This window comes from Neorhizobium sp. BETTINA12A, from assembly GCF_023006485.1.
In the GTDB taxonomy this organism is placed as follows: domain Bacteria; phylum Pseudomonadota; class Alphaproteobacteria; order Rhizobiales; family Rhizobiaceae; genus Neorhizobium.
In genome coordinates, this window is record NZ_JALBGW010000020.1 from 1 (window position 1) to 26,020 (window position 26,020).

Annotated in this window: 26 protein-coding genes and 3 pseudogenes; 9 read left to right on the plus strand and 20 right to left on the minus strand. The window is 60.8% G+C overall.

Annotated elements, in window-relative coordinates:
- From MOV61_RS08365 to MOV61_RS08385, 5 genes are all read right to left on the minus strand, one after another.
- Positions 1-413: hypothetical protein (locus MOV61_RS08365; RefSeq protein ID WP_247136239.1), on the minus strand; the 413-nt coding region annotated here is incomplete at its 3' end.
- Positions 410-1,465, minus strand: a complete 1,056-nt coding sequence (locus tag MOV61_RS08370; RefSeq protein ID WP_247136240.1) for an aminopeptidase P family N-terminal domain-containing protein — start codon at positions 1,463-1,465, stop codon at positions 410-412. The genes MOV61_RS08365 and MOV61_RS08370, both read right to left, overlap by 4 nt.
- Positions 1,462-2,574, minus strand: coding sequence for a Xaa-Pro peptidase family protein (locus MOV61_RS08375; protein ID WP_247136241.1), 1,113 nt, complete (start codon positions 2,572-2,574; stop codon positions 1,462-1,464). The genes MOV61_RS08370 and MOV61_RS08375 overlap by 4 nt, the downstream gene beginning before the upstream one ends.
- 10 nt (positions 2,575-2,584) lie before the next feature.
- On the minus strand, positions 2,585-4,294 hold the full coding sequence (locus MOV61_RS08380) for a hydantoinase B/oxoprolinase family protein (RefSeq protein WP_247136242.1): 1,710 nt from the start codon (positions 4,292-4,294) through the stop codon (positions 2,585-2,587).
- Positions 4,295-4,298: 4 nt separating this feature from the next.
- Positions 4,299-6,362: a hydantoinase/oxoprolinase family protein gene (locus tag MOV61_RS08385; RefSeq protein ID WP_247136243.1), complete on the minus strand. Its 2,064-nt coding sequence runs from the start codon at positions 6,360-6,362 to the stop codon at positions 4,299-4,301.
- Positions 6,363-6,618: 256 nt separating this feature from the next.
- Here MOV61_RS08385 and MOV61_RS08390 point away from each other — a divergent pair, with 256 nt between their 5' ends.
- Positions 6,619-7,503 (plus strand): LysR family transcriptional regulator, encoded by an 885-nt coding sequence (locus tag MOV61_RS08390; RefSeq protein WP_247136283.1) that lies wholly within the window; start codon positions 6,619-6,621, stop codon positions 7,501-7,503.
- Between the two features lie 24 nt (positions 7,504-7,527).
- On the opposite strand, the gene MOV61_RS08395 is transcribed toward MOV61_RS08390, so the two are convergent.
- The gene (locus tag MOV61_RS08395; protein WP_040125076.1) at positions 7,528-7,833 is read right to left on the minus strand and encodes a hypothetical protein; all 306 of its coding nucleotides are present in this window, start codon (positions 7,831-7,833) and stop codon (positions 7,528-7,530) included.
- Positions 7,834-8,136: 303 nt separating this feature from the next.
- Here MOV61_RS08395 and MOV61_RS08400 point away from each other — a divergent pair, with 303 nt between their 5' ends.
- Complete coding sequence (locus tag MOV61_RS08400; protein WP_247136244.1) at positions 8,137-8,490, plus strand: hypothetical protein; 354 nt, start codon at positions 8,137-8,139, stop codon at positions 8,488-8,490.
- 452 nt (positions 8,491-8,942) lie between these two features.
- Here the strand turns inward: MOV61_RS08400 and MOV61_RS08405 are convergent.
- A pseudogene (locus MOV61_RS08405) lies at positions 8,943-9,386 on the minus strand (Tn3 family transposase); the annotation flags it as partial.
- Positions 9,387-9,396: 10 nt separating this feature from the next.
- Here MOV61_RS08405 and MOV61_RS08410 point away from each other — a divergent pair.
- Positions 9,397-9,834: pseudogene (locus MOV61_RS08410) on the plus strand (recombinase family protein); the annotation flags it as partial.
- Here the strand turns inward: MOV61_RS08410 and MOV61_RS08415 are convergent.
- The gene (locus MOV61_RS08415) at positions 9,788-10,183 is read right to left on the minus strand and encodes a VOC family protein (RefSeq protein ID WP_247036186.1); all 396 of its coding nucleotides are present in this window, start codon (positions 10,181-10,183) and stop codon (positions 9,788-9,790) included. The pseudogene MOV61_RS08410 and the gene MOV61_RS08415 sit on opposite strands and share 47 nt — an antisense overlap.
- Positions 10,184-10,242: 59 nt before the next feature.
- Entirely contained in the window at positions 10,243-10,665 is a 423-nt protein-coding gene (locus MOV61_RS08420) for a Tautomerase enzyme (protein ID WP_247136246.1), read from the minus strand.
- A gap of 117 nt (positions 10,666-10,782) precedes the next feature.
- Here MOV61_RS08420 and MOV61_RS08425 point away from each other — a divergent pair, with 117 nt between their 5' ends.
- Positions 10,783-11,382: a TetR/AcrR family transcriptional regulator gene (locus MOV61_RS08425; protein ID WP_247036190.1), complete on the plus strand. Its 600-nt coding sequence runs from the start codon at positions 10,783-10,785 to the stop codon at positions 11,380-11,382.
- 552 nt (positions 11,383-11,934) lie between these two features.
- On the opposite strand, the gene MOV61_RS08430 is transcribed toward MOV61_RS08425, so the two are convergent.
- The 6 genes from MOV61_RS08430 to MOV61_RS08455 form a co-directional block, all read right to left on the minus strand.
- On the minus strand, positions 11,935-12,219 hold the full coding sequence (locus MOV61_RS08430) for a hypothetical protein (protein WP_247136247.1): 285 nt from the start codon (positions 12,217-12,219) through the stop codon (positions 11,935-11,937).
- A gap of 282 nt (positions 12,220-12,501) precedes the next feature.
- Positions 12,502-12,807, minus strand: coding sequence for a DUF982 domain-containing protein (locus MOV61_RS08435; protein ID WP_247036193.1), 306 nt, complete (start codon positions 12,805-12,807; stop codon positions 12,502-12,504).
- A gap of 74 nt (positions 12,808-12,881) precedes the next feature.
- Positions 12,882-15,146, minus strand: a complete 2,265-nt coding sequence (locus tag MOV61_RS08440) for a xanthine dehydrogenase family protein molybdopterin-binding subunit (RefSeq protein ID WP_247136248.1) — start codon at positions 15,144-15,146, stop codon at positions 12,882-12,884.
- A gap of 13 nt (positions 15,147-15,159) precedes the next feature.
- Entirely contained in the window at positions 15,160-16,176 is a 1,017-nt protein-coding gene (locus MOV61_RS08445; protein WP_247136249.1) for a xanthine dehydrogenase family protein subunit M, read from the minus strand.
- On the minus strand, positions 16,173-16,697 hold the full coding sequence (locus MOV61_RS08450) for a (2Fe-2S)-binding protein (protein ID WP_247136250.1): 525 nt from the start codon (positions 16,695-16,697) through the stop codon (positions 16,173-16,175). The genes MOV61_RS08445 and MOV61_RS08450 overlap by 4 nt, the downstream gene beginning before the upstream one ends.
- 130 nt (positions 16,698-16,827) lie before the next feature.
- Positions 16,828-17,328, minus strand: a complete 501-nt coding sequence (locus MOV61_RS08455; protein ID WP_051900518.1) for a sigma-70 family RNA polymerase sigma factor — start codon at positions 17,326-17,328, stop codon at positions 16,828-16,830.
- 308 nt (positions 17,329-17,636) lie between these two features.
- Between MOV61_RS08455 and MOV61_RS08460 the strand changes: the two genes are divergently transcribed.
- Positions 17,637-17,888: a YMGG-like glycine zipper-containing protein gene (locus MOV61_RS08460; protein ID WP_040125054.1), complete on the plus strand. Its 252-nt coding sequence runs from the start codon at positions 17,637-17,639 to the stop codon at positions 17,886-17,888.
- Between the two features lie 101 nt (positions 17,889-17,989).
- Positions 17,990-19,984 carry a protein-L-isoaspartate(D-aspartate) O-methyltransferase gene (locus MOV61_RS08465; protein WP_247136251.1) on the plus strand — a complete coding sequence of 665 codons (1,995 nt, stop codon included), beginning with the start codon at positions 17,990-17,992 and terminating at the stop codon, positions 19,982-19,984.
- A 66-nt stretch (positions 19,985-20,050) separates the two neighbouring features.
- Here the strand turns inward: MOV61_RS08465 and MOV61_RS08470 are convergent, their stop codons facing one another.
- The 3 genes from MOV61_RS08470 to MOV61_RS08480 all read right to left on the minus strand — a co-directional run bounded on the left by MOV61_RS08470 (position 20,051) and on the right by MOV61_RS08480 (position 23,139).
- Positions 20,051-21,661 carry a DHA2 family efflux MFS transporter permease subunit gene (locus tag MOV61_RS08470; RefSeq protein ID WP_247036204.1) on the minus strand — a complete coding sequence of 537 codons (1,611 nt, stop codon included), beginning with the start codon at positions 21,659-21,661 and terminating at the stop codon, positions 20,051-20,053.
- A gap of 1 nt (position 21,662) precedes the next feature.
- The gene (locus tag MOV61_RS08475) at positions 21,663-22,817 is read right to left on the minus strand and encodes an HlyD family secretion protein (RefSeq protein ID WP_247136252.1); all 1,155 of its coding nucleotides are present in this window, start codon (positions 22,815-22,817) and stop codon (positions 21,663-21,665) included.
- A 112-nt stretch (positions 22,818-22,929) separates the two neighbouring features.
- The gene (locus MOV61_RS08480) at positions 22,930-23,139 is read right to left on the minus strand and encodes a hypothetical protein (protein ID WP_040125048.1); all 210 of its coding nucleotides are present in this window, start codon (positions 23,137-23,139) and stop codon (positions 22,930-22,932) included.
- Between the two features lie 140 nt (positions 23,140-23,279).
- On the opposite strand from MOV61_RS08480, the pseudogene MOV61_RS08485 reads away from it, so the two are divergent.
- The 3 genes and pseudogenes from MOV61_RS08485 to MOV61_RS08495 form a co-directional block, all read left to right on the plus strand.
- Positions 23,280-23,468: pseudogene (locus MOV61_RS08485) on the plus strand (chromate transporter); the annotation flags it as partial.
- Between the two features lie 148 nt (positions 23,469-23,616).
- Positions 23,617-24,729, plus strand: coding sequence for a site-2 protease family protein (locus MOV61_RS08490; protein ID WP_247136253.1), 1,113 nt, complete (start codon positions 23,617-23,619; stop codon positions 24,727-24,729).
- A gap of 60 nt (positions 24,730-24,789) precedes the next feature.
- The gene (locus MOV61_RS08495) at positions 24,790-24,963 is read left to right on the plus strand and encodes a hypothetical protein (RefSeq protein ID WP_247136254.1); all 174 of its coding nucleotides are present in this window, start codon (positions 24,790-24,792) and stop codon (positions 24,961-24,963) included.
- Positions 24,964-25,097: 134 nt separating this feature from the next.
- Here the strand turns inward: MOV61_RS08495 and MOV61_RS08500 are convergent, their stop codons facing one another.
- Both MOV61_RS08500 and MOV61_RS30310 read right to left on the minus strand, forming a co-directional pair.
- Entirely contained in the window at positions 25,098-25,406 is a 309-nt protein-coding gene (locus MOV61_RS08500) for a DUF982 domain-containing protein (RefSeq protein WP_080719359.1), read from the minus strand.
- A gap of 266 nt (positions 25,407-25,672) precedes the next feature.
- Positions 25,673-25,798, minus strand: a complete 126-nt coding sequence (locus tag MOV61_RS30310; protein WP_258718824.1) for a hypothetical protein — start codon at positions 25,796-25,798, stop codon at positions 25,673-25,675.
- Between the last annotated feature and the right edge of the window lie 222 nt (positions 25,799-26,020).

Here is a 26,020-nt window from a genome sequence, read left to right on the forward strand (position 1 = left end):
GCTGCGAACAGGCCCGGCCAGGTTTCCGGCAAGGCCGAAACGCCGCCGACGGCCTCCGACAGCGCCAAACCGACGGCATGGCCAGCGGCAACGGCCTTCGCATAGGTCTCATGGTCCTGCGCGAAGATCAGCCCAGCCGGCACCGCCATGGCACCGGGCGTCGCACAGGAAGGCACGTGGATCGCGTCCCATTCGGTAAAACGGATAACCGCCGACGCGCCCGCAGCAGAGGAGACTGCGTCGCCGGCACCGGTCTCGCGATAGAAGGCGAGGAGTGAAGAACCTTCGGTCGCACCGGCACCGGCCGCCAGGCATGCCAGCGCGTCGACGGTATGGAGGTTGACGAGATCGCGGAGTTTCTGATCTCCGCTATCGATCGTCAGGAGAAGGGAAACGAGGTCGCGTGCGTTCATTCAGCCGCCTCCCGCATTGAACTATTGCCAAGCCCGACTGGACGCGACGCGACGATCGTCTCGCCATCGAGGGTGAAGGCCGTCGTTAGGATGCCGTAGGGGACCGGCGCGGCAAGCGGCGTTTGCGCATCCGCCACGACCTTCAGCGGCCGGGTGCCGTGCGGCGCTTCGAGATGCCAGTCGATCAGTTCGGCACCATAAGGCAGACGGAAAGCCGAAATCGAGCCATTGGCGGGAAAAGCGGGAGACACCCTGTCCAGCTCGGCGCTCACGGAGGCAAGGCGCGCGGCGATTTCGGAAACGGCGGAGAATGTTTCGATCCGGCGAACCCAGACGCCGTTATAGGCGATCGACAGGCGCACCGCAAAAGTGCGGCCGAGTTCTTGCCTGCCGGTGCGGATGAAACGGCGATCCTTGGAAAGATCGGGCGCGACGGCAACGTAACATTCCTCGGCGCCGGCAAGCCGCACGGCCCGTTCGACCGGACCGGTGAGATCGCCGGCCAATCTGCCCTTGATATCACCCGCCTTGAACGCCTCGCGGGCGATATCGTCCGTGCGGCGCACGAGATCGAGTTCGGCGCGGTCCGCCTTTCCGCGAACCGCCGTGAAAAGCTCCGTTGCATCGGAGAGTTCGACCGGCAGGTCGGACAGAATTTCATCGACCACGCCCCCCGGCATACGGTCGAGTTCGACGACGCCGAGACGTTTCGCCCCGAGCTGGGCCAGGCGTTCGCCAGCAAGCTTGCCGGGGAAGGGCGAGTGGGCCACTTCGAAAGTCGGGGCCACGGATTTGACCCACTCGCCGACGCGTTTCGACAGCGCCGTCAGGAAGATCGGCAGGCCGTCGCGTAGGACCAGGACCAAGCCGTCAGACCAATAGGGTGTAAACCCGGAGACCCAGGTGACACCGGCGGAGCGCACGTGATTGGTATAGATCAGCACGCCATCGAGACCGGCAGCGGCGATCACCTGCTGCAGGCGGACTTGCCGGGCGGTGACGTCCGCGAGGGAGAGTTCGTCCTCGCGCCACAGGATCAGACCGTGTCTCATGCCGCTATCCTCCGGGCGCCGACCGAGAAGAGTTCGCGCGGCGTCTTCGTCAGGATTTCCGGACCGTCGGCGCGGACGATCAGCGAGTCGCCGTGCACGAAATAACCGATCTCGGGATTATATGTGTTCGGGTGCACGATCATCGACATGCCTTCCTCGATCACCGTGTTCACATCTTCGAGAATATGCGGCTTGGTATCCGGGAAGAGCCCCAGGCCGTGACCCCGGACACGGGTATATTCGCTGGTCACATATTCGCCCAAACCATGGGCGCGAAAAATGTCGTTTTCCGCCCGGGCGATATCGGCCGCGGTAACGCCCGGCTTCACGACGGCAAGCCCAGCTTCGAGAGCGTCATTGTAGATTCCGAAGACCTTCCGCTGTGCCTCATTCGGCTCGCCGATGACCAGCGTGCGGCAGATCTGGACGTAATAGCCGTTGACACAAGGGGTAAGCTCGGTCGTCACCAGGTCGCCGGGCTTCAGGATCTTGCCGAGCGGCGGCGCCATGCCGCGTACTTCCGGACCGCCGACGCCGATGATCATGAAATTGTCATCGACGCCTTCATTGCGGAAGAAGGACTCGATCTCGGCAATCAGCTCATAGTCCTTCTTGCCGACGGCGGCGGCATTGCGGAACACGGTGTAGCCTTCATCCGCCAGCCGTGCAGCGCTGCGCACGGCATTCAGCTCATCAGCAGATTTCACCATCAGCAGGCGATCGACCAGAGCCGTCGCGTCTTCGAAGCGCAGGTCGCCGCGCTGGGCGGCAAGCCCGTAGGGCAGATGCCGCTTCGGGCCGGCGGCGATGCGGCTATTGCCGAGTCGACCGATGACGCCGGACACCGTGCCGATCAGGTCGTCCGCAACGACGGTCTTGACCTCGGGGCATTCGACCGCGGCGCGTTCGCCTTCCAGTTCGTCATCGAGATAAAGGGTCACGTCACCGTCACGGGTGACGACCGCCAGGCCCTCGCCTTCGAGAATGCCGAAATCGGCGGCATAACGCAGGTAGTCGTTCTGCCAGGCATTGCCGTAAAGCACGAGGCCGTCGAGCCCCGCCTCCAGCATCGCCTCGATCAACCGTTTCTTGCGGATTTCGCCGATCATCGCCATGTCCTCAACCGTTCACTGCGAGGCGCCGCGGCATCTGCGGTTCGGCATAGCCGTAGTCGCGGACTGCCGCTTCTCTGGAGACCAGACCATTGGCGATATCGTCTTCCAGATCGGTGCGTGAACGCTTGGCCGGATCGCCGTAACCGCCGCCGCCGGCGGTAAGGAAAGTGATCCGGTCGCCCGGCGTGAAGTGAACATCGGTCGCCTTGTTGACCCGCAGCTGCGTGCCGTCGGCCCGATCGATGATCGCCACGCTGACCTCGCCGGTATGGCCGCCATGCAGGCCCCAGGGCGGGGTGACGGTGCGGTCGAAATTGATATTGCCGCGGCAGGCGCGCAGGCAGCGATAGGTGAGCTCGATGCCGAGACCGCCACGATGCTCGCCGGCACCGCCGGAATCCGGCCGCAGGGCATGCCGTTCGACGATGAACGGATATTTGATCTCCTGCAGCTCGACCGGCGTGTTGCGTACGTCGCCCTGGCAGACCGAGACGGCCGCGGATTCGCCGTCCTCATGCGGACGACCACCCCAGCCACCGCCAAAGATGTTCATCAGCAGGAAGCGCGAACCGTCGTCGTAGAAGCCGAAGAAGGAGCAGCCGCCCATGTCGCCCTTGTGGGCGGCCGGGATCAGCTCCGGCACGGCCGGCGCCAGCGCCTTGAGGATCGTGTCGATCACGGTCGGCAGCGCGATGCTCCACTGGCCGAGTGCGGCCGGTGGGCGGGCCGAAAGGATCGTGCCGTCCGGCAGGTCGACATTGAGGGCACGGAAGCAGCCTTCGTTGACGTCGAGTTCCGGCGAGGTGAGCGCCTTGAAGGCGACGCGGGCGGCCGCGATGCCGCCCGAGCGGCCGGAGTTCAAGGGGCCGTTCACCTGCGGATGCATGCCATGGAAATCGACGGTGATGGTCGAGCCGGACACGATCACCTTGACGGCGATCCTGAGTGGCGTCGCGAGATCGCGGCCATCGTTGTCGAGGAAGCTCTCGGCCGAATAGGTGCCGTCCGGAATGCGCTCGATCACCTGGCGCGCGGCCTTGTCGGTCTGGTCCCAGATGGTCTCGACGCAGCTTTCCACGACGCCGCGGCCATAACGGGCGACCAGTTCGGCATAACGCTTGGCGCCGATCTGACAGGACGCGACCTGGGCGCGCAGATCGCCGAGGCTGGCATCCGGATAACGGATATTGTCCTGGATGATCTGATAGAGCGTGTCGTTGAGCTCACCGGCCTTGTAGATCTTCAGGGACCGCATCTGCAGGCCTTCAGAATAGATGTCGGTCGTCGCGTTGGAGCCGAAACCCTGGCGGCCGCCGCCGATATCCACCCAATGGGCGCGGTTGGCCGCAAAGCCGATCAATTCACCGTCATGGAAGCAGGGCGCGTAGACGACGACGTTGTTCAGGTGCTGGCCACAGATATGGCCGTGGTTCATGACGAGGACGTCGCCCTCTTCGAAACCCTTCAGCCCGTATTTCTTGATGCCGTCCTCGACGGCGATGCCGAGGTCGGCGAGGAATATCGGCAGGCCGCCGCGGTTCTGCGAGATCATCCGGCCGGTCGTGTCGATCAGGCCGCAGCAATAGTCGCGGACTTCGTAGATCATCATGTTGTAGGCGGACTTGCAGAGCGCCTCTGCCATCTCGTCGGCATAGGCGACGATCGCATTGCGGACGACTTCAACGGTGATCGGATCGTTCTTGATCGGGGTCATGTTCTTATTCCTCGCTCTGCCTGGCGAGCGTCACCAGCAGATGGCCTGCCTCATGGACGACCACTTCGTCGCCGGGATGGATCAGGATGGTGGAATTCGGTTCTTCGATGACGGCAGGGCCAGTGAGCTTGAAGCCAGCCGGCAGCGCCGGGCGCCAGTAGATCGCCGTCTTGAGCGGCCTTGCCGGATTGTCGAACACCACATCGCGGCTGCCGACCTCGGATTCCGCTTCCGGCTCCCATGGACGGGACAGCCATTCCTCGGCAACGTTGTCGGTGCGGGCGGCGGTCAGGACCAGGCGCAGGCTGACGATTTCGAGTGCTTCGGTCGGCGCCGACTGGCTGTAGCGGCGGTCGTGCTCGGTATCGAAACGGCGGCGGACCTCACTGGTATCGCCAGACAGCATGCCGGTGTTCTCGATCGGGATCGAGATCGCATGTTCCTGGCCGACATAACGCAGATCGGCGAAGAAGCGGTGATCCGCCTCGTTCTCGGCGATGCCGTCCCGCTTCATCTGCTCGCGGCCGCTGGCGACGAGTTCGGCATAGACCTTCTCGACGCCGGCCTCGGAAAGTTCACCGACGCGGCCGATGAAGGTCTGCACGAAATCCTGGCGCCAGGAGGCCATCAGCATGCCGAGCGCCGAGAAGGTGCCTGGCAGTTTCGGGATGATCACCAGCGGAATGTAGATTTCGCGGGCGATGGCGATCGCATGCAGCGGGCCGGCGCCGCCGAAGGCGATCATTGCCGTATCGCGCGGATCGATGCCCTTGTTGATCGAGACGGCACGGACCGACAACGACATGGAGCTATCGGCGATCTTCGCCACGCCGAGCGCCGCCTCGACCGGGTTGAGCTTCAGCGTGTTGCCGACCTTGCTCAGCATTGCCTGTTCGGAAGCCGCTCTGTCGAGCGGCATGCCGCCGTTCAGGAACCGCTGCGGATTGATGCGGCCGAGGATCAGGTCGGCGTCGGTGACGACCGGCAAGTCGGCTCCCTTGCCATAACAGGCAGGGCCAGGATCGGCGCCGACGCTCTGGGGACCCACGTGCAGACCGCCCGCATTGTCGACCCAGGCGATCGAGCCGCCGCCGGCACCGACTTCGACAATGTTGACAACTGGCAACTGCATCGGCTGGCCGTCAGCCTCTTCGCCGATCACGTAACCGGTTTCGATAGCAGGCGCTCCATCGGTGATCAGGCTCGACTTTGCGGTCGTGCCGCCCATGTCGAAACCGATACAGCGCTTGAGGCCGAGCAGCTTGGCCAGACGTCCGGCGCCGATCATGCCGGCAACCGGGCCGGATTCCATCATCGATACGGGCTGTTCCTGCGCCTGGCCGATCGACATCACGCCGCCGTTCGATCGCATGATATGGATCTTTCCGTCGAAGGCGCCGGAGCGGAGATAGGTTTCGAGGCGCTTCAGGTAACCTTCGACGCGAGGGCCGACAAAGGCGTTGAGCGCAGTGGTCGAGGACCGCTCGTATTCGCGATATTCGCGTAGGATTTCGTGCGAGAGCGTCACGAAGATATTCGGCAGCGCCTTGCGCAGCATGTCACCGACGCGACGCTCGTGGTCCGGATTGGCCCAGGAGTGCAGCAGGCAGATGGCAACGGATTCAACACCGGCGGCCTCGATCTCGGCGATGACCGCGGCGACCGCCTTCTCGTCGAGCGGGTCCTGAACCTCGCCGGAAGCAAGGATACGTTCCGGAATTTCGAAGGTCAGGCTGCGCGGCACCAGAGGCTGCGGACGCTTGAAAAACAGGTTGAAAGCCTGGATGCGGTTCGAGCGGCCGATCGCATAGACATCGCGGAAACCGCTCGTGGTGATCAGCGCGGTACGGGCGCCCTTGCGCTCCAGCACCGTGTTGATGGCGATCGTCGAGCCGTGAAGAATCTCGTTAAGCTGGTCGGGATCGCAGTTCGCAAGCTCGAGGCTGCGGGCGATGCCCTGGGTCGGATCGGCAGGCACGGTCGAGGTCTTCGACGTTACGATCTTGCCGTCGACATAACCGACGAGATCGGTAAACGTGCCGCCAATATCAATTCCGACAATATTCATGCGTCCTCCTGTCCGCATGGAACCCATGCGGAATGCTTTAATCTTTGCGGATTGGGCCGAGACCTCGGCAGCGGTGGCAGGAACACTCCGGCTGACGTTAAAGCGTCAGGCTCCCAGTGAGATTGTTCATGTCATTCCTCATCCTCGAACAGCATTTGATCCATTCGAACGGTAACTAGCAACGGGTTTGGGGGCTTTAGGTTTGATAGCCTATAGGCTATAGGTTATCACCATGTTCAATATCACGCTCCGGCGCATGGAAGTCCTGGTTGCAGTGGTCGAGGAGGGGAGCTTCGCGGCTGCCGCCGACCGTTTCGGTATCGCACAGCCATCGGTCAGCGCCCATATCATGGCGATCGAGAAGGAAATCGGCGGGCAGATTTTCGTGCGGCGCCGGGGCCGCAAGCCGCTGCTGACCGAGATCGGCCAAAGCGTGCTGCAACATGCGCGCGAATTCCTGGCCGAGGCCGACGACATGCGCGCGGATGTCGTGAAAATCCGAGGCGAGACCGGTCAGCAGGTGATTCTATCTTGCCAGCGAAGCCTCGCCAATTTTGTTTTGCGAAAAGATCTGACGGACTTTGCGATCGCGCGGCCGGATATCCAGCTCGTTCTGAGGATCGGCAAACAGGAGGATGTTTTTTCCGAGGTTCGCGATGGCGTGGCCGACGTCGGCTGCTTTCTGGGCAATGAAGACCTTCGCGGCGTCCGGGCTGAAACCATCGGCCGGGAGAAGCTGGTTCTCATCGCCTCGCCAAACCACCCCCTTGCCCACCGCAAGCGCGTCAAGCCGCAGGACGTGGCACGTTATGACTTCGTCGGCCCTCCGCCCTCTTCGCTGTTTGGACGCGGCGTCTCGAAGCTCCTGGCGAACGCTGGTATCAGCCACGTGAAGGTCGCGGCGCAGGCGACCGAGTACCAGTTCCTGCGCGAGTTCGTTGTTGCCGGTGTCGGCATTGCCTGTTCGCTGGAACGAAGCGTAGCGGCTGATCTCGAGCGTGGCGAGCTGGTCAAGGTCGATCTGGCCGGAGATGAATTGGGCTTCGATGTGCGGCAGATCGCTTCAATCCGCCGCCCTTTGTCCAAGCCTGCCAGCGACTTGATGGATTTTCTTCGCTCAAGACACCAGGCGCCCGGTTAACGGGACGTGTTTTGCCGCAAATCTCTAAATCCCTGATCCGTCGAACTGCTGTCCGTCGGTGCCTTCCCAGGGTGAGGGCATCGAAAACCGGTTGAGGTTGGCCGAAGGCATCGGCATCCAACACTTCAATTCCGGCTCGGCATATTCGATGATGTGCCCGGGCGAGGAATCAGAAGCGCGCCAGCCTTCTCCACCGAACTGATCGCCATTCGACCAATAGGCGAGGTCAACTTCTGCCGGCCCCTGTTCGGAGGGGCGGATCGTAACCAGGATCCGACTACCGTCCTTCGGTGCGCTTGCCATGTGGCGCCAACGGTCCGTTTCGTCCATCCTTCTTCTCCTGCCTTGCTGTCAGTTGCAACTGTCGCCTCGCCATCGAAAGCCGTCAACTCAAACTTTGCAGAGGCACACGATCTCAAACCCGTCAGAGACTTTTCCAGACCCAAAGGCGCGCCGACGGGTCAAAATTATTCAAAGCGGCCAAATTTAAAATCTCAACGCAGTCAGGCCGCGCTCCACGCCGATTGCGGAGCCGCGAAAATTGTGTGCCTGTGCAGCGAACTTCCGGTCTTCCCCACAGTTTGCGGCGGTAGAACGGGGTTGCACGGGGCGACACGTAAAGCGGGATAACAGGTGAGCCAGTACACGATGATCGTCATCGGCAACAAGAACCTTGTTTCTTCCGGCACTCGCGATGCTTGGGAGCAAGCAGGAATAGAGTTGCAGGGACCCGTGCTGCCGCCCGCTTTCGAAATGCGGCTTGTGCATGCCGCCCACGGCGTGCTGATCGATGCCACCGAAGACGCCAATCTGATGTTCCGGATATCGGAGCAGCTTGAAGCTGCTTCGGTTCCTTTTCTTTTTGTCGTGACGGAGCAGCAGGGACCGGAGCGTACTGGGTCGTATGTGCTCGGTTCCAAGCCAAAGCATATCAAAGAGATCGTCGAGGAACTGCTTCGGCAATACGACAGCGGCGTCAGACACTAGGTTTCCGGCCTCGCGACGCTGCAACGTCGGCGATGAATATTTCACACATTATCCTGAACACGTGAAGCCGAAGAACGTCGCGGTCCTGCCCCGGAGGAAGCTCGCATTTCGCTCGCAAGATGACCCGTTCGGCAAGATCACCTGATCCCTTCTTCGAGTGAAGAAATCGGCGCGCCATGCGATGGACATCCGGGGCGAGGTCATCGATCCGAGGACTTCTGTCTTCCTGCATATTCCGGTCCGGCAGGTTCGGGATGATAGTCATTCACAGCTCCCTCCTGCGCAGAATAACCCGATCGCCGGACATGTCGTTCCCGTACGGTAGCGGACAAAGGATACGCGACCGATATGGCATTCCGCCCTCCCTGATGGCTGCATTTCCGGCACTTGGTACGTTACGTACCAAGCTTGCCCGGCAGGCGCCAAAGGACTAGCCTTGATCCATCGTCCCTGATGATTGCGGTAAGCAGGTTGAGGCCTGCTATCCGGTAATGCTGCCCCTCAGTGGTTCGGTCACGGATTTCACCCTGGCGACCGATGCCCAGCGCATTCTTGAGAGCGTGGTGAGCCTCGCCCTTGTTAAGGCCGATCTGGGCGCGCCGCTGCATCTCCGTGTCGGGGATCCACGCTATGATAAAGAGCGTCCGCTCCACACGGCCAACCTCGCGCAGCGCAATCACCAGATCGTTCTGGCGTGGATAGGAGGCAAGCTTGCGGAGCAACTGGCTCGGCTTGATCTTGCCGGATGCCATGGTCGCGGCGCAGCGGAACAGGTCGGGTCAGTTCGCGATGATCAATTCCTCGCGAATCTTGCCACCGGCCAATTTGCGCAAATCCTTGGGTGTCGCTGCGGGATTGAATACGTAAAGGCGCTTCGAAGGCAAGTCGCGGATGCGCAGTCCTGGCACCGAGCTTTCGCGTTGGGTGTGCTCGACCATCGACCTTCTCAATGCCCTACGAGAACTGGAAAGCTGGAAGGTTTGCGTTATCGCCATGAACGGCATGGCATTCGACCTGTCGTCTCCGCATCGCCGGATGCTGACGACCTTTCTCTCCGGCATTGCGGAATTTGAACGCAACCTCATCAGCGAGCGGCTGAAATCCGGCCTCGCCGCCGCGAAGGCGCGCGGCAAGAGCCTCGGCCGCCAGACCGGACAGCGCCCCAAATCGGATCGGCTTGCGTCGAAAGTTCTGGCGCTCGTAGCAGGAGGCCGCAGCTACCGCTGGATCGCCCACGATCTCTGCATCAGCAAGAATACAATGACCAGCATCGTCCAGCGCTATCGCCTTGAAGACCCTAAACTTTGCAATCCAGCATCCACTGGACCCCGTACCTATCCGTGAGCTTGCCATAGTAGCTCCCCCAAGGCTGCATCGCGAGTGGTGTCGTCACCTTACCGCCAGCCGTCAGCTTCGCAAACAGGTCGTTAGTCCGGCCCCGATCGTCCATGATGAGAATATGAGCCGAACCTCTCATCGGCTCGGCGTCGTGATTGTCCGAGGCGAAGAATAGAATTCCTGGTCCCTCGAAACGGGCATGCATCACCTTACCCTTCATCCCCTCGCTGGCGAGTGGAACACCGTGATCTCCGTGGCGCATCAACATGGTTACCCCACCAAGACCGCATTCCGTATAGAAGGTGAGCGCAGCATCACACTGCGTGGTGAAGAAGAGATAGTTGGCCAGTTGCATGGTTCAAACTCCTACTGCTGCCGGGCCTTCCGGCCCGGCTTTTCTGATGTCCAATGTGGTTACGCAGCCGACCCGGTGATGGCGCGTATAAGGTCATCGTTGTCATAGCTACGGCCAGCAATCCCCCAGGCTCCGTCAGGTGCATAGACGATGTTCGACCAAATATATTCGCGTCGCAGCCGCCCGCCTGCGGCTCGTTCGACCACATCGGTTGCCTTCTCGATAAAGGCCCGCTTAGCTTCCGCCGTCGCCAGTGCGATCTCTGGCAGTTTCAGTTCGATGAACGCTGCTTCTGCTGGTTTCCCGGCCACAAGAACGTGCTCCTTAGGAAGGACGTTTATCGAGCCGACAACATTCGAAGTCATGAACGCATTTCCGTTGAGGCCGGAGACCTCAAGGACGGCCTCCGTCAGCCCTGCAAAGGCCTCCGCCTGCGCGGCAGGCGACAGCAGGCCTTCCGGTATGGTCAGTGTGATGGGCATGGTCTCTCCTTGTTTTCGACATGTCCGGGTGCGATATGTACCGAACGCTCTCTATCATTAGAGAGTGGCAACTCTCTAATCAAGATAAAAAGAGCGTTTGCTCTTTATGAGGTTTATATGCGCTACACCGCTGAACATAAGAAGCGTACCCAGGCGAAAGTCATCGCCGCCGCTGGGCAGATGTTTCGTAAAGAAGGATATGGTGGCGCGGGCATCGACGCGCTGACAAAGGCAGCAGGAGTGACAAACGGTGCCTTCTACGGGCACTTTCGATCCAAGAGCGAAGCCTTCCGCATTGCCGTCCTTACTGGCCTGGAAGATTTGCGGCTGGGAATATCGGCCCTTAAGGCCGAACACCAACAGGGCTGGCTGAAAAACTTCGTCACCTATTATCTGGGATACAAGCGGACATGCGATCTCGGTGAAAGCTGCGCGTTGCCGAGCTTGTCGGCCGACGTCATGCGTACCGACAACGAAACCCGAGATGCCTATACCGAAGAATTGCAGCGCCTCATCGCGGAAATCGCTGCTGGTCTCCCAGAAGGTGCTCCAGGTGATCGTGAAGGTACTTCGCGAGAAGATCGGGCCATTGTATTACTCGCCCTTCTCACCGGTGGTGTCACTCTCGCTCGGGCTGTATCGGATCCGGCGCTATCCGAGAAGATTGCCGGGCTTGTGACGACGGAAGCGCTACACCGGGGGATACCGGAAGCGTAAGGCAGCAAGCCTATCAATTGGCGATTTGCCAAGCGGCCAACCGCGTCAAAAGCTTGACGTGTCATTTCGCCCCCAGCCGGAGCCGACCCCCGGGAGGCAACGGGTTCATCAAGTCCGAAGGAGACACCATCACGATCCGCAGGCTCTGATTGCCGTGTACATGGAGGAATTGCTTCGCGAGGCCGGATTTGACAGCATCAGCGCCCATTCGTCATGCGCTGCGGCGATCGAGTTGCTTCAGGAGAACACCTGAGCTTGCCATAATCGAAACCCGGCTGCGGGACGAGCCATGCGACGCATCGCCGAAATACTCGCAAAGTCGGGCGTCCCCTATATCGTGCACTCCGTCGAGCGGACGAGGGCACAAACCATTCTTTGATGGGAACTAAATGCAAATGGGTCGGCCCTGTGATCCAGACGAGTTCGTCAAGGCGGTGAAGGAGTGCACGTTCCCGGCCGCCGAAATGCATTACTCAAGCACCGGGTGATCATTTGAACAGCTGCTCATACGCGCGCGCAATTCGCCTGTGGACGGCCCGGCCTTTGACCTATTCAAGCGGTAGGATTACGCCGTCTGCTCCGCAGGATTGACTGAAGCAAATCCGGCACGTCGGCTCCGCCGGTCAACTGATGATGGTGGGAACCTCTATCGGAAGGAATGAAAGCGCGGGAACTTGCCAGAAAAACGGCGATGTCGCTGAGCTTTTCAGGATCGGCCAGTCCGCGGCGATAAAACCAGAACACGATCCTGGCAATGGCTTCGGGATCGATATCCGCCGTTTCGGGAGAAGAAACGGCCATGCTGACCGCGTTGCGCATGACGTCGACGTCATGCATGGTCATCACATTCCTGTCGAATTCTCGGGCTTGCATTGCAATCCTCCTGCAGCCGACAGACGAATTCTATGCCCGTTCAGGCACGCTTGAAATAAAAAATGACGCATCGAAGACTTTGGTCAGATAGCGTACGGAGTAGGTTGATTTCGCTTCGGATGGCGCCATCCGTGACACAGGTGCCGAAGCACCGCCAGAACGGCATTTCCAATGAAAATGTCGGCCAACCGCAATGGTTGGGATGGGGAGGCGGCGGAAACCAGCCGCCCCACCACGGATGGCTGGTTAGGCGGAAACAGGCATCGGGGGCGCTTTGGCCGAAGACGACGTTCCAGCTGCAACCACCACCATCGGCATGCCGGCTTCAAGGCATGCGGCAATGAAGGCTTCGCGCGCGATCTCGACGGGCGCTATTCTCTTCAGTGCCGCCCGGCATCTGTGGACGGCGCGGTCATACCGCTCGCCATGCTTGAGCGGCCATTCGTTCTCGAGAAAGTCCAACGCGTCGTAGACGTTGTGAAAAGTATGATCCAGGCCGTTCGGCAGCCGGATGTTCACCGGGGCGCGGAACGGCATTTCCGGGATGTTCATGATCTCCTCCTTTCACATGCCGGATGAAAAAGAAGCAGAATCGATTTGGTTATTGGCCGCCGAGATTCAAGAGGTCATGCGGATCGCCTGACCTCTTCGTTGGTTTCCAGGATCTTGTCGATCGTGATCGGGAAGTGACGGATGCGTTTGCCAGTCGCGTGGAAGATCGCGTTGGAGACGGCTGCGGCGACACCGATGATGCCGATCTCGCCGAGGCCCTTGGCGCCAATCGGGCTCACCTTGTCATCCTCCTCATGGACGAAGATCACTTCGATGTCCTCGACATCCGCATGGGCCGGCATGTGATATTCGGCGATGTTGTGGTTCATGATCCGACCGGTGCGATGGTCGACCATTCCTTCCTCGTGCAGCGCCATGCCGATCCCCATTACCACACCGCCAAGGATCTGGCTGCGGGCCGTCTTGGGATTTAGGACGCGGCCGCCGGCGACGGCCGAGACGATCCTGGTCACCCGTGGCACACCAAGTTCCTCATCCACCTTCACCTCGACGAACACGGCAGAGTGGGTGTAGCTGATAAATTTCTTGGCCTGTTCCTGATCGGGTGCAACCTTGCCGTGTTCCTCGATAAAGGAAACGCCGGCAGCGTCCATGATGTCGCCGATCGAAACGCCCGCCTGGTGGTTTCGATCGAGCACGAGGCGGCCCTCCGCAAGAGCGACCTCATCCTGCGAAGCTTGTCCGAAGGGTGAATTCGGCATCGATTTGGCGTGCTTCAACAACGTGTTGCGCACGGCGTCCGAGGCAGCCTGAACAGCCGAACCGCTGGAGGCCGCGGTCCATGAGCCTCCTTCGACGCCGGTTTTCGGCAGGCTGGAATCACCTATGAAGACGTTCACATCATCGAGCGGTACGCCGAGTGCCTCGGCGGCGACCTGGCCGAGAATCGTATAGGTGCCGGTGCCGATGTCCGATGCAGCCGCAGAAACGACGGCCTTGCCGTCTGCCGACAGCCGAACCTTGGCCTCCGCCGGCATGATTGTTGCCTCCCAGATGCCGGTCGCCATGCCCCAACCGACGAGGTCGTTGCCGTCGCGCATCGAGCGCGGCGCAAAGGACCGGCCGTTCCAGCCGAAGCGCGCGGCGCCCTCGCGATAACACGCGTCCAGCGCCTTGGAGGTGAGCTGTTTGTCCTGGTTCTGATCTCGCGTGGCGAAATTGCGCAGTCGGAGTTCGACGGGATCGATGCCGACTTCGTAGGCGAGTTCATCCATCGCGGTTTCAAGGGCGGTAACCCCGGTCGCGGCTCCCGGCGCGCGCATGTCGCCTGGCGTCGAGACATCGAGTTCGGCCAGCCCGTAGGAGAGCCTGACATTGTCGCATCTGTAGGCGAGGCCCGACCAGTTGACGACGTTTTCCTGATAGTCCTCGTAACGAGACGTCGCCTGCAGCGCATGGTGCATGACCGACAAAAGCCGGCCCTCCCGGTCCGCGGCTAGCGAGACGGTCTGGATCGTCGCGGGGCGCCAGGTGAGATAGAACATCTCGCGTCGGCTCATTTCCACCTTGACGGACTGCTTCAGATCCAGAGCCGCCATGACGGCGAGGAAAAGCTGATGTTTCGGGCGCAGGCCGGAGCCAAAAGCGCCGCCGACGAAACTGTTCTTCACCGTCACCTTTTCCGGATCGAGCCCAAAGACGTTGCAGACGTAATCGCGCGAGTTCTGCGAGCCCTGTGTCTTATCGTGAATGGTGAGAAAGCCCTCCTTCTCCCACAGCACGGTCGAGGCGAAGAGTTCCATCGGGTTATGATATTCGCCTTCCAGCCTGTATTCGCTGGAGATCTTGAAAGGAGCATCGGCAAAGGCGCCCTGCGGGTCGCCGCGCGGCTCGGGCGGAACGAACTCCTCCCTGCGTGGCTGAGGGGGAACGTAGCTACGCGTCTGTTCACGGCCGAGATCCGTATGCGGTTCCTCGGCAACGTAGCGCACACGCACCAGTGAAGCCGCGTCGCGTGCGGCCTCGAAGTTCTCGGCGACGACCAGGGCGATCGGCTGGCCGTCATAGAGGATACGGTCGTTTTCAAGCGGCCGGAAGGGATGACCCGGGAGAGCGACCGCGTCCTTCCATTTGTCGTCGTCCTCGGCAGTCTTCGGCCGGTTTTCGTGGGTATAGATCTTGATGACGCCGGGGAAGCGTTCCGCCAGGCCGGTTTCAATTTCGACAATCCGGCCGGTGGCGACGGTCGAAAGGACTGCGTAGCCATGGAGCATGCCGTGACCACCATGATCGGCGGCGTATTTGGCGCTGCCGCTGACTTTCAGGGAGCCGTCGATACGCGAAAACGGAAGCCCGACGACTTTGGTTTCGTTCAGCATTGGTCCTGCCTCCTCACTGTACGGCTTTGACGACCTGATCCTGCGGCGTGCCGGAGGCGGCCTGTCTGAGGGCTCGGACGATCGCCTTTTCCGCGAGCGGAATTTTGAAATCATTGCCGCCCTGGCCCTTGGCTGCAGCAAGGAGCCGCCCGGCGACGCCGCGGAAAGTATCCTCGTTCGCCGGCTGTCCGGCGAACTCCGCCTCCGCCAACGTATCGCGCCAAGGTTTATGGGCGACCCCGCCCAGTGCCACGCGCAGGTCGACGATTTTACCCTCGGCGATATCGATGGCGGCCGCGACCGAAACGAGCGCGAACGCGTAGGAAAGACGGTCGCGCAGTTTCAGATAGGTATGGTGGCGGGCGAAATGATTGCCTTCGAGGCGGGTGGCCGTCACCATCTCACCCGGGGCCAAGGTATTGTCGCGCTCAGGTTGATCGCCGGGAAGCCGGTGGAAGTCTGTCATGGCAAGATCACGCCGTCCGTCGGGTCCCTCGACTTCCACCGTTGCACCCAGCGCCGCAAGCGCCACACACATATCCGAGGGGTGGGTGGCGATGCACTTGTCGCTTGCGCCGAGGATGGCGTGAATGCGGTTGGTTCCGCCAATCGCGGAACAGCCGGAGCCTGGTTCCCGCTTGTTGCAGGGCGTGGAGGGATCATAGAAATAGTAGCAACGGGTGCGTTGCAGCAGGTTTCCGCCAGTGGTGGCGGCATTGCGAAGCTGGGGAGAGGCGCCCGCCAAAATGGCGCTGGAGAGCAGTGGATACCGCTCCTTGACGCGCTCGTCGTAAGCCACGGCCGAATTGCTGGCGAGCGCTCCGATGCGCAGGCCGCCGCCGGGCAGATCCTCGATCTCCTTCAGGGGCAGCCGGTTGATATCGACGATCGCAGTCGGGTGCGCGACGTCGTATTTCATCAAATCGACCAGATTGGTGCCGCCGGCGAGAAGCTGCGCGCCCGGATCTGCCGCAAGCGCGATAACGGCATCCTGCACGGTTTCGGCGCGGGTATAGGAAAACGGTCTCATTCCGCAGCCTCCCGCAGAGGTGTTACACCTTCCTGGTCGAAGACATGCTCGATCGCATCGGCGATATTGGTATAGGCGCCGCAGCGACAGAGATTGCCGCTCATCAGCTCCCGGATTTCGGCGCGGCTGTGAGCGCGGCCTTCGGCGACAAGGCCGACAGCGGAACAGATCTGGCCGGCCGTGCAGTAACCGCATTGAAAAGTGTCGTGCTCCACGAAGGCCTTTTGCATCGGATGCATGTCTAGCGGCGTTCCCAACCCTTCGATCGTGGTGATCTCGGCGCCGTCGATTGACACGGCGAGCTTCAGGCATGCGTTCATCCGTTCGCCGTTAATGAGGACCGTACAGGCGCCACACTGGCCGTGGTCGCAGCCTTTCTTGGTGCCCGTCAACTCCATCGGACCACGCAGCAGATCGAGCAACGTGACCCATGGGTGAATATCAAGCACGCGGTTCGTGCCGTTGATGTTGAGCGAGATTGCGCAGGTCGGGAGGGCGGAGCTTGAGGTCCCTTTGTCCATCGGGGCTGCCTTTCGTTGGGAGATCCGGCGGTTGAATAGGCGCCTAACGGCAGCCGGTAGGGATTGTTCCTATCATCCTTGCGGCCAATCTCTCGGCGTCTCCTTCCGCGACGGGCGCGCGGATATTGGACTAGATATTTTCTCCGAGCTGGGCGGCAAGATGGATGCGGGCACGGTTGACCCGGCTCTTGATCGTCCCGAGCGGGCAGTCGCAACGTTGTGCCGCAACCTCGTAGCTCTCCCCCTGGATCAAGACGATATCCAGAGCCTGCCGATAGTGAGCGGGCAACTCCGAAAATGCTTTCTCGAGTTCCCGAGCGCGAACCGACCATTCTTGAGGCGCCTGGACCGACGGCTGTGGCGAAATACCTTCTCCCAGGCCGATCACCTCCCGCTTGGCAAGCCCAAACTTCGTGCAGAACGTGTTCCGCATGATGGTGAACAGCCAGGATTTCAGGCTGGTCCCCGGTTGAAATTTGTCGATATTCGCCAGCGCTCTGAGAAGGGTCTCTTGCACGAGATCATCGACGTCGGTCGATGTCCGGTGAAATCGCCGCGCGAAGGATCTGAGCGCGGGTATCAGATCCACGACCTCCGAACGAATATGCGAGTTGGAACGATCGACCGCCATGGGGCCTCCTGACAAGACAACCGACGGAACCGCTGTGTGAAGCAATTGTTCCGACGTTGCTGAGACATTCAAACTCCCCCGTGCGCCAACCAGTTTCCAACCCGGATGAGCATAAGGGGCCGCGCAGATATGCATTGGCGATATCAGGCCGTTCGAGCCATCCTCAATTGTTTTGGAACTTCGGGCAGCCGTCCCGGTTTACAAAATTCGGCGTGACGGTCCAGTCAAAGCCGACGCGCGGCCTGTCGCGTGCCATGACGGCCAAGGAAACAAGCCAACCTCGGGGGCAAACTGGAACGGAGATCCAAATGAAGAAGTTCATGGTCATCGGCTGTGTCGGGTTGTGCCTGACAGCTTGCACGTCAACAGAGAAGGGTGCCGGGATTGGCGCTGCCACGGGTGCCGTCGTCGGCGGCGTAGCAACGGGCAATGTTCGCGGCGCCGCGGTTGGTGCGGCCGTGGGTGGCGTGTCCGGCGCTCTGATCGGAAATGTCGCCGGGCAACCCGGCCGCTGCTACTACCGCGACAGCAACGGAAACCGCTATGTCGATCGATGCTGAGCGCTTCCCGATCTTTGTTGGCTAGCGCCTGAACCGGTCCTGTGACAGGAGGTGACAGGTTCGGCGTCCGACAGGGAAAGGTGGAAAAAGGAGAGGCCGGGATGGCCGACTACCAGCGCGTGCGCGATCACATGGTCGAGGTCCACATAAAGCGGCGCGGGATACGGGATGCGCATGTCCTCAACGCGATGCGCACCGTGCCGAGGGAACATTTCGTTGCCGACGGCATGGCAGAATTCGCCTATGAGGACACCCCGCTGTCGATCGAGGCGGGGCAAACCATCTCCCAGCCCTATATCGTTGCTGCGATGATCGAGGCGGCGGAGGTGCGTCCGGGTGACCGTGTGCTCGAGGTCGGCGCCGGTTCCGGATATGCGGCGGCGGTGATCGGTCAGATCGCCGAGCGCGTCTATGCAATCGAACGGCATGAAGCTCTGGTCGCATCCGCAAGACAGCGCATGACTGATCTCGGCTACGGCAATATCGACGTGATCGCCGGCGACGGTACACGCGGACTGCCGGAGCACGCACCCTTTGACGCTATCCTGGTGGCCGCAGGCGGTCCGGCGGTGCCGCCGGCATTGAAGGAGCAGCTCGCGGTGGGCGGGCGGCTGGTGATCCCCGTGGGAAAGGAGTTTAGCCAGACCCTCTGCAAGGTCGTCCGGTGCACGGCGACGAGCTATGAGGAATCGAACCTCGGAGCGGTGATGTTCGTGCCGCTGATCGGGGAGCAGGGATGGTCCGAGGATGGTCGGCGCGCCGCGAGCAATCACAAGTCCGGCGCGCCGCGCAAGCAGAGCCTGCCGGAGATGATTGCCGGAGCAGCCGAGGAGCTGCCGGATTTCGACGATCCCGCCTTCGGCCGCCTGTTCGACCGCTTCGGCGACCGACGTGTGGTTTTGCTGGGCGAAGCCAGCCACGGGACGGCTGAATTTTATCGAGCCCGTGCCGTAATCACGCGCCACCTGATCGTCCATCGGGGATACACGATTGTCGCAGTTGAGGCGGATTGGCCGGATGCGGCGAGAGTTGACCGATACGTCCGACACCGGACCGCGTCCGAACGTGAGGAGCCTCCGTTCCAACGTTTCCCGACCTGGATGTGGCGCAACACGGAAGTTCGGGCACTGACCGAATGGATGCGGGAGCGCAATGCGGGTCTCGATTCCCTGGAGGATCGGGCCGGCTTCTACGGGCTCGACATCTACAACATGTCCGGCTCGATCGGGGCCGTGCTGGACTATCTGGATCGAGTCGATCCGCAGGCGGCGGCAGTGGCGCGCGAGCGCTACGGCTGCCTGACGCCCTGGCAGAAGAACCCGGCCACCTACGGCCGGGCGGCGCTCAGCCGCGGCTATGTGGAATGCGAGCAGGCGGTGATCGAGCAGTGCCAGGCGCTGCTGCGCAAGCGGCTCGACTATGCGAACAACGACGGCGATGCCTTTCTCGATGCCACCCAGAACGCGCGGCTGATCGCATCCGCGGAGCGCTATTACCGCATCATGTATTATGGCGGAGCCGAAAGCTGGAACCTGCGTGACACCCACATGTTCGAAACGTTGCAGCACCTGCTGGACGCGAAGGGACCGGATGCCAAGGCGGTCGTCTGGGCGCATAACAGCCACATCGGCGACGCGCGCTTTACCGATATGGGTGCAACCCGTGATGAGCTCAACATCGGCCAACTCTGTCGAGAGGCTTTCGCAGGCGAGGCGGCCCTCGTCGGTTTCGGCACCCATATCGGCACGGTGGCAGCCGCGAATGACTGGGATGGCGACATGCAAATCATGCGTGTCAATCCCTCTCGCCACGATAGCTACGAGCGCCTGTGCCATGAGGCGGGTAAGCACCGCTTCCTCCTCGACCTGTCGCCTGGCAAGCACGAGCCTTTGAGACGCCGCCTCTCGGAGCCGCGGCTCGAGCGCTTCATCGGCGTCATCTACCGGCCCAACACAGAGCTGTGGAGCCACTACAGTCAGGCGGTCCTTCCCGAGCAATTCGATGCCTATGTCTGGTTCGACGAGACCCAGGCGGTGACGCCGCTCGGCCCCGAGCATCATCGTGGCATGCCGGAAACCTATCCATTCGGTGAATAGAGCAATGCTCTACTTCGCGATGAGCCTGGGCGACAGCAATGAACCCTGCATCGTTCGCGGAACGCGTCAGTGCGCCCCACCGCCGCCACCGGTCTTCAAATCTATATTGCGCAGGATGAGCGCCAGCGGGATCGCGCAGGCAGAGATGACCGCAAGCACATGGAAGACATCGATATAGGCGAGATAACTCGCCTGCGTCCGTACCTGTTCGCCGATAAGGCCGATTGCCTGGTTTTGCGCATCCGCCATGGACGAGCCGCGCTCCGTAAGGAAATGCTGCAGGTTCCGCATCGTCTCGATAAAGGCCGGGTCGGAGGGCACGATGTGCTCCACCAGCCGGCTCTGGTGCCACTGTTCGCGATGGGCAAGCACGTTGGAGGCGATCGATACGCCGATCGAACCACCGGTGTTGCGCGCCGCATTGATGAGCGCGGAAGCCTGGTCCGTCTGGTCCGGCCTGAGCCCGGCATAGGACGCCGAGGTGATCGGAATGAAGATGAGCGGCAGGCCGAGCCCCAGATAGAGCCTCGACCAGACGAAGAAACCGAAGTTCAGGTCGGGGTTCAAACGGGTCACATCATACATCGCGAAGGCAATAATGCCGGCGCCGATGGCGATCAGGTATTTTGGCTGGACTTTCGAACTCAACTGCCCGGCGACGAACATCATGACCATGGTCACGAAACCGCCGGGAGACAGCGCCAGGCCGGCCCAAGTGGCGGTGTACCCGTAGTTTTGCTGCAGCACCTGCGGCACGAACTGCGTCGTGGCAATCAGAATTGCGCCGGTTGCCAGCATGACGATAAAGCAGGAGCTGAACTGCCGGGTGGCGAGCAGCCTGATATCGGCGGCAGGATTTTTCGCAGTCAGAAGCCATGGGATCGAGGCCAGCAAGGCAGAGACGCAGATCACGGAGGTGACGATGATGAAGGTCGAGTCGAACCAGTCTTCCACCTGACCGCGGTCAAGCACCAGCTCCAGCGCACCGAGGAAAGTCGCGACCAGGAGAAACCCGATTACGTCGAAACGAATACCCTGGCGCCGCATTTCCTCGCGCTTCTTGCGCAGCGCTTCCGGCTCCTGCACCAGGAGATAGACGAGCACAAGGGCGAAGGCGCCGACAGGCCCGTTGATCAGGAAACACCAGTGCCAGGAGAAGTTGTCGGAGATGTAGCCGCCGAGCGTTGGGCCGATCACCGGAGCAACGACGACTGCGATGCCGAACACCGCAAAACCCTGACCGCGTTTTTCCGGCGGAAAGGAATCGCTGAGGATCGATTGCGACACCGGTACCATGCCGCCGCCGGCAAAACCCTGGATCATCCGGAAAATCAGGAGCGAGGGCAGGTTCCAGGCGAGCCCGCAGAGAATCGACGCGACCGTAAAAAGCGCAAGGCAGATGAGATAGAAGCGCTTGCGGCCGTAACGCTGGGCGACGAAACTCGAAGCGATCAGAGCGATTGCATTGGAAATGAGATAAGTCGTGACGACCCAGGAAGCTTCGTCGGAACTGATCGCCAGGCCGCCGGAAATATAGCGTAGCGCGACATTGGCGATCGTCGTGTCCAGCACTTCCATGAAGACGGCGAGAGCAACGACCACCGCCACCAGCCATGGATTGGTGCTGCGGTCCGCACGTTCTTCGCCAGCGCCGCCTGTCGTCGCTGCATTGGCCATGTCAGTTCCTTGGTCTCACGGTCACGGTCGGTACGACCGACATGCCGGGACCGATCCCCACATCCGTCGGCCATTGGTCGACGACGATTTTCACCGGCACGCGCTGAATTACCTTCACGTAGTTGCCGGTCGCGTTTTCTGCGGGCAACAGAGAGAAGGCCGTGCCCGAACCCGGCTGGACCGAGTCCACCTTGCCGTGCAGGACGTGGTCCGGATAAGCGTCGATCGTCAGATCGACCGGCTGGCCGGGCCGCATGTCGGCGAGTTGCGTTTCCTTGAAATTCGCGGTCACCCAGATTTCGTCTGGAACGAGCATGGCGATCGCCTGGCCGGCTTCGACGAACTGGCCCTTCGAGCCGCTCAGTTTCACGACGCGCCCGGGCTGAGCTGCGGTCAGCGTGGTATAATTAAGATTCTGCTCAGCGCTTTCCCGCTGGGTTTCTGCCTGCTTGAGGCTGGCGGCGGCGCTATTGCGCTGGGCCTCGGCAGCCACTTTGTTCTTCATTGCCGACGTGACGCGTGCTTGCGCCTGACTATAGGCGGCCTGAGCCTGCCGCAGGTTCGCCTCAGCCTGCTGCGAGGCCTGTTGGCTGCCGGCTCCGCCCTGGACGAGCCGGCGCTCGCGGGTCGCCTCGTCCTGGGCAAATTGCAGTGCAGCCACGGTGGAGGCTTCTTGCGCACGCGCTTCGTCCACGGCCGCGGTTGCAACCTCGATCTGGGCGGCGGCATTGGCGATCGCAGCGTTTGCGTATTCGATCTGGGCCTCGGCCTGATCGACGGCAATCTGATAGTCGCGCGGGTTGATCCTGGCGATCACCGCGCCAGCAGCGACGTGCTGGTTGTCACGGACGGCAACCTCATCGATATAACCGGAAACCTTGGCTGCCAGCGAGAAGCTGCGGGCGTCCACAAAGGCATCGTCGGTGGTCTCATAGGGATGGAAATAGATCAGCCAGACGAAATACGCCGCGAACACCAGCGCGATCAGCGCAATGGCCGCTAAAATGATCCTCCAGGGATGCCGGCGGATGAGTGAGGGTTTCTTTTCGTGTTCCTTCTGATCGGATGCCTGCTCCTCCCTTTCCCGGTTCTCGTCTTCGGGATCGGTTGGGCGGTTCGCTTCGTCATCAGGAACGGCGCGCTGAGCTTGAGCCAAGGGATGCCTCCGAAGATTGCTGCGCAAGCACCCGAAACTTGGGAAGCCGGCTTAGGTTCCTGACGAGAAGCGGAGTTGCCGCAACTTCAGGTTCGAAGATGGTCATCCGCAGTCATTGCCACGCGGCCTCGTTTTTTTGCTCATAGTCGGAGAATGCCTTCTTCAGACCGCCCAGCACTTCCGCGGATGTCTCGAACATCGCCTTCAACTGAGGTTCATCGACTTTTTCGATATCTTCCCGGAGATGGTCCATTGTCTCCTGAAGATGCCGTTGCATCTTCTGCGTATGGTGACGCGGATCATGATCGGCTCGGTTAGCCATGGGGTCTCTCCTATGGTGGACGTTTCGATCAACTCGCCAGTTCTTGGCCGGTTCAGGGTTTAACTCTTTGCCTCTATTCTCGGTTCCCGATATCGGATTTCGAGAGTGCGCGGACTGTGAATTCCTGCGGAGTAGCCGCCTATTTCCGCAACGAGCTGGTCATCCGCCGGAAATGGATTGACGCGTCGGGGTATGCAGACCTCGTCGCGCTCTGTCAGTTTCTGCCAAGTCCGGCTTCCAGCCAAGTTGGTTTTGCTCTGGGCTTGCTGCGCGGAGGGCCGCTGGAGGCGCTTGCCGCCTGGGCGGCATTCACGCTTCCATCCGCGCTTCGGCAACAGGAAGGACGGCACGTCGTCCAGGATGGTCGCTGCTCGACGCAGCCGAAATCCTCGCCAGGCAACCGGAAGCCATGCAACTTCGTTGTTGGTGTACGGGGAACGTCATCGCCGGCAAAAAGAGAACGGAAGGGAGTGCCTGATGGGTTGGTCCTTCAAGATCGGGACGGTCGGCGGCACGGCAGTGCGCATGCACATCACCTTTGCGCTCCTGCTTGTCTGGGTATGGCTCGCGCATTATCGGATGGGCGGCGCGCCGGCTGCGTGGGAGGGCATTGCCTTCATCCTATCCGTCTTTGCCTGCGTCGTATTGCACGAGTTCGGTCATATCGCCGTTGCGCGCTACTTCGGGATCAAAACGCCGGATATTACCTTGTTGCCGATTGGAGGTGTCGCTCGTCTTGAGCGCATGCCCGAAGAGCCATATCAGGAGCTGCTGATTGCCATCGCCGGTCCGCTGGTCAATGTGGCGATCGCCGGGCTGATCGTTCTTGTGCTCGGCACATCGGTGGGAGTGGAGCAGATCGTCAAAGTCGATGATCCGGATATCAGCTTCTTGGCGAGGCTCGCCGGCGTCAACGTCTTTCTTGTCTTCTTCAACATGATCCCCGCCTTTCCGATGGATGGAGGCCGGGTGCTGCGCGCCGCTCTCGCCTCGCGTCTCACCTGGTCGCGTGCCACACAGATTGCCGCGGCGACCGGCCAAGGGCTCGCCTTCGTTTTTGTTTTCGCGGGCCTCTTCTATAACCCGCTGCTGATTTTCATCGGCATCTTCGTTTATCTCGCAGCGGCGGCAGAAGCGCAGAACGCGCAGATCCGCGAGGTCTCCGGCAGCATTCTGATCAGCGATGTCATGGTCACCAAATTCGCAAGGCTTGATCGTTCGGCGAGTATCGACGAGGCAATTGAAATGCTGCTTGCGACAACACAACGCGAATTTCCGGTGGTCGATTCAGACGGCCGTTTTGAAGGTCTTCTGACGCGTGACGACATGATCCGCAGCTTGAAGGACAAGGGTCCGGACACGCCTGTCGCAAGCGCGATGCGCGTCGATATTCCAAAAATCCATTATCGCAAAAGCCTGGAAGAGAGCCTGCGATTGATGCAGCAAGGAAATGTGCCAGCAATCGCCGTTGTAGACGGTGCGGACCGTCTCATAGGCCTCATGACGCATGAGACGATCGGAGAAATGATGATGGTTCGTGCCGCCGTATCAGGCGGTTTTCGCTTTGGCCACCTGCGCAGACAGCAATGAGCTCCTCCGCACTGGAACCCAATTACAGAATCTCGGTTTGGGCCAGAAAGGAGATTTGCAATGGCTCAAGATCCTGTCGAACCCATTCCTCATCCTGTACCTCCGGTGCCACCACCAGTCACGCCGATACCTCCCATCAAGGAGCCTGAACCAGACCATCTGCCCGACGAAGAGCCGAATCCCAATCCGGATGAGAATGACGAGCCGCCCAAAACCGCAATCCTGAAGACATGAAGATCGGGCATGCCCACCTTCGACCGCGCTTGCTGCACAATCGGGATGGCGATCATCCTTTTGCAGAAAACGCACTGGTCGAAAGTGAGGGGACGAGGGCAGGGGAGGTGGGCCACCTCAAAGGAACAGTCCGGTCAATGTGATGGGGCCGCCCTCCTCCCCGCGGGGGCCTGGGAAAATTCTATGTCATCTGTCCAGACAAAGGGCATGCCCGCCTCAAGGCAAGCGGATACGAAAGCTTCCTGGGCGATATCGGAAGGTGCGGAACTTTCCACCGCGGCACGGCATTTGCGAACTGCTCTGTGCCAAAGTTCCCCGCGACGCGATGGCCATTCGTTCTCAAGAAAATCCAAAGCGTCGTATGCATTCTGAAACGTGTGCTCAAGGCCTGATTGCAGACGCGTAGTCACAGGACACGAGAATGGGCTATCTGGAATTTCCATGACGACTTCCTTTCATGTTCACCGGATGAAAAGACAGCCGCGATTGTTATTGGCAAATGTGGCGAGGGAATGCCCTCCGCGGCAGTTTATGGGGCGATCGGCGCATCAGGATGAAAGCCGCCGGCATTCTCATGGGTTCATCCGCCAGTGCCGGATCGATCGCTTGCGACGGCCTGTGCACGGATATAAAGGGCAACCGTCCTCGCGCTGACTGTTGCCCCGAAGTGGCAATAGCAGACGAGTTTATGCAGCTGGCGGCGATGCGTTCAGGCTGCCGAGTTCTGCGACTTCGGGCCTGCCGCGAAAGCGAAAAGCCAGGGAGAGAAGAACAATATCGCTCCAAGGATCAGGTTGGCTACGTCGCAGAGCTTGGCGTTTGTCCACTGGTTCATTTCAGCCTCCATTTAGAGAGCGTTTGAACGACGTGCGGAGCGGCCGGTTAGGCGACTACCGCGTCCGGATTTATTTCGCGTTTGGCCATTTGGGTCAGCAGATCGTTTCGTTGCAAGGCGTAGTCTCGTCAGGGAACTTTTCCGGAGGGATCTGGTTACGGATACGACCGAAAGGGCGCTGCCTCGTCGCCCGTTAACCGATAATATTTGCCGGCAGACTCC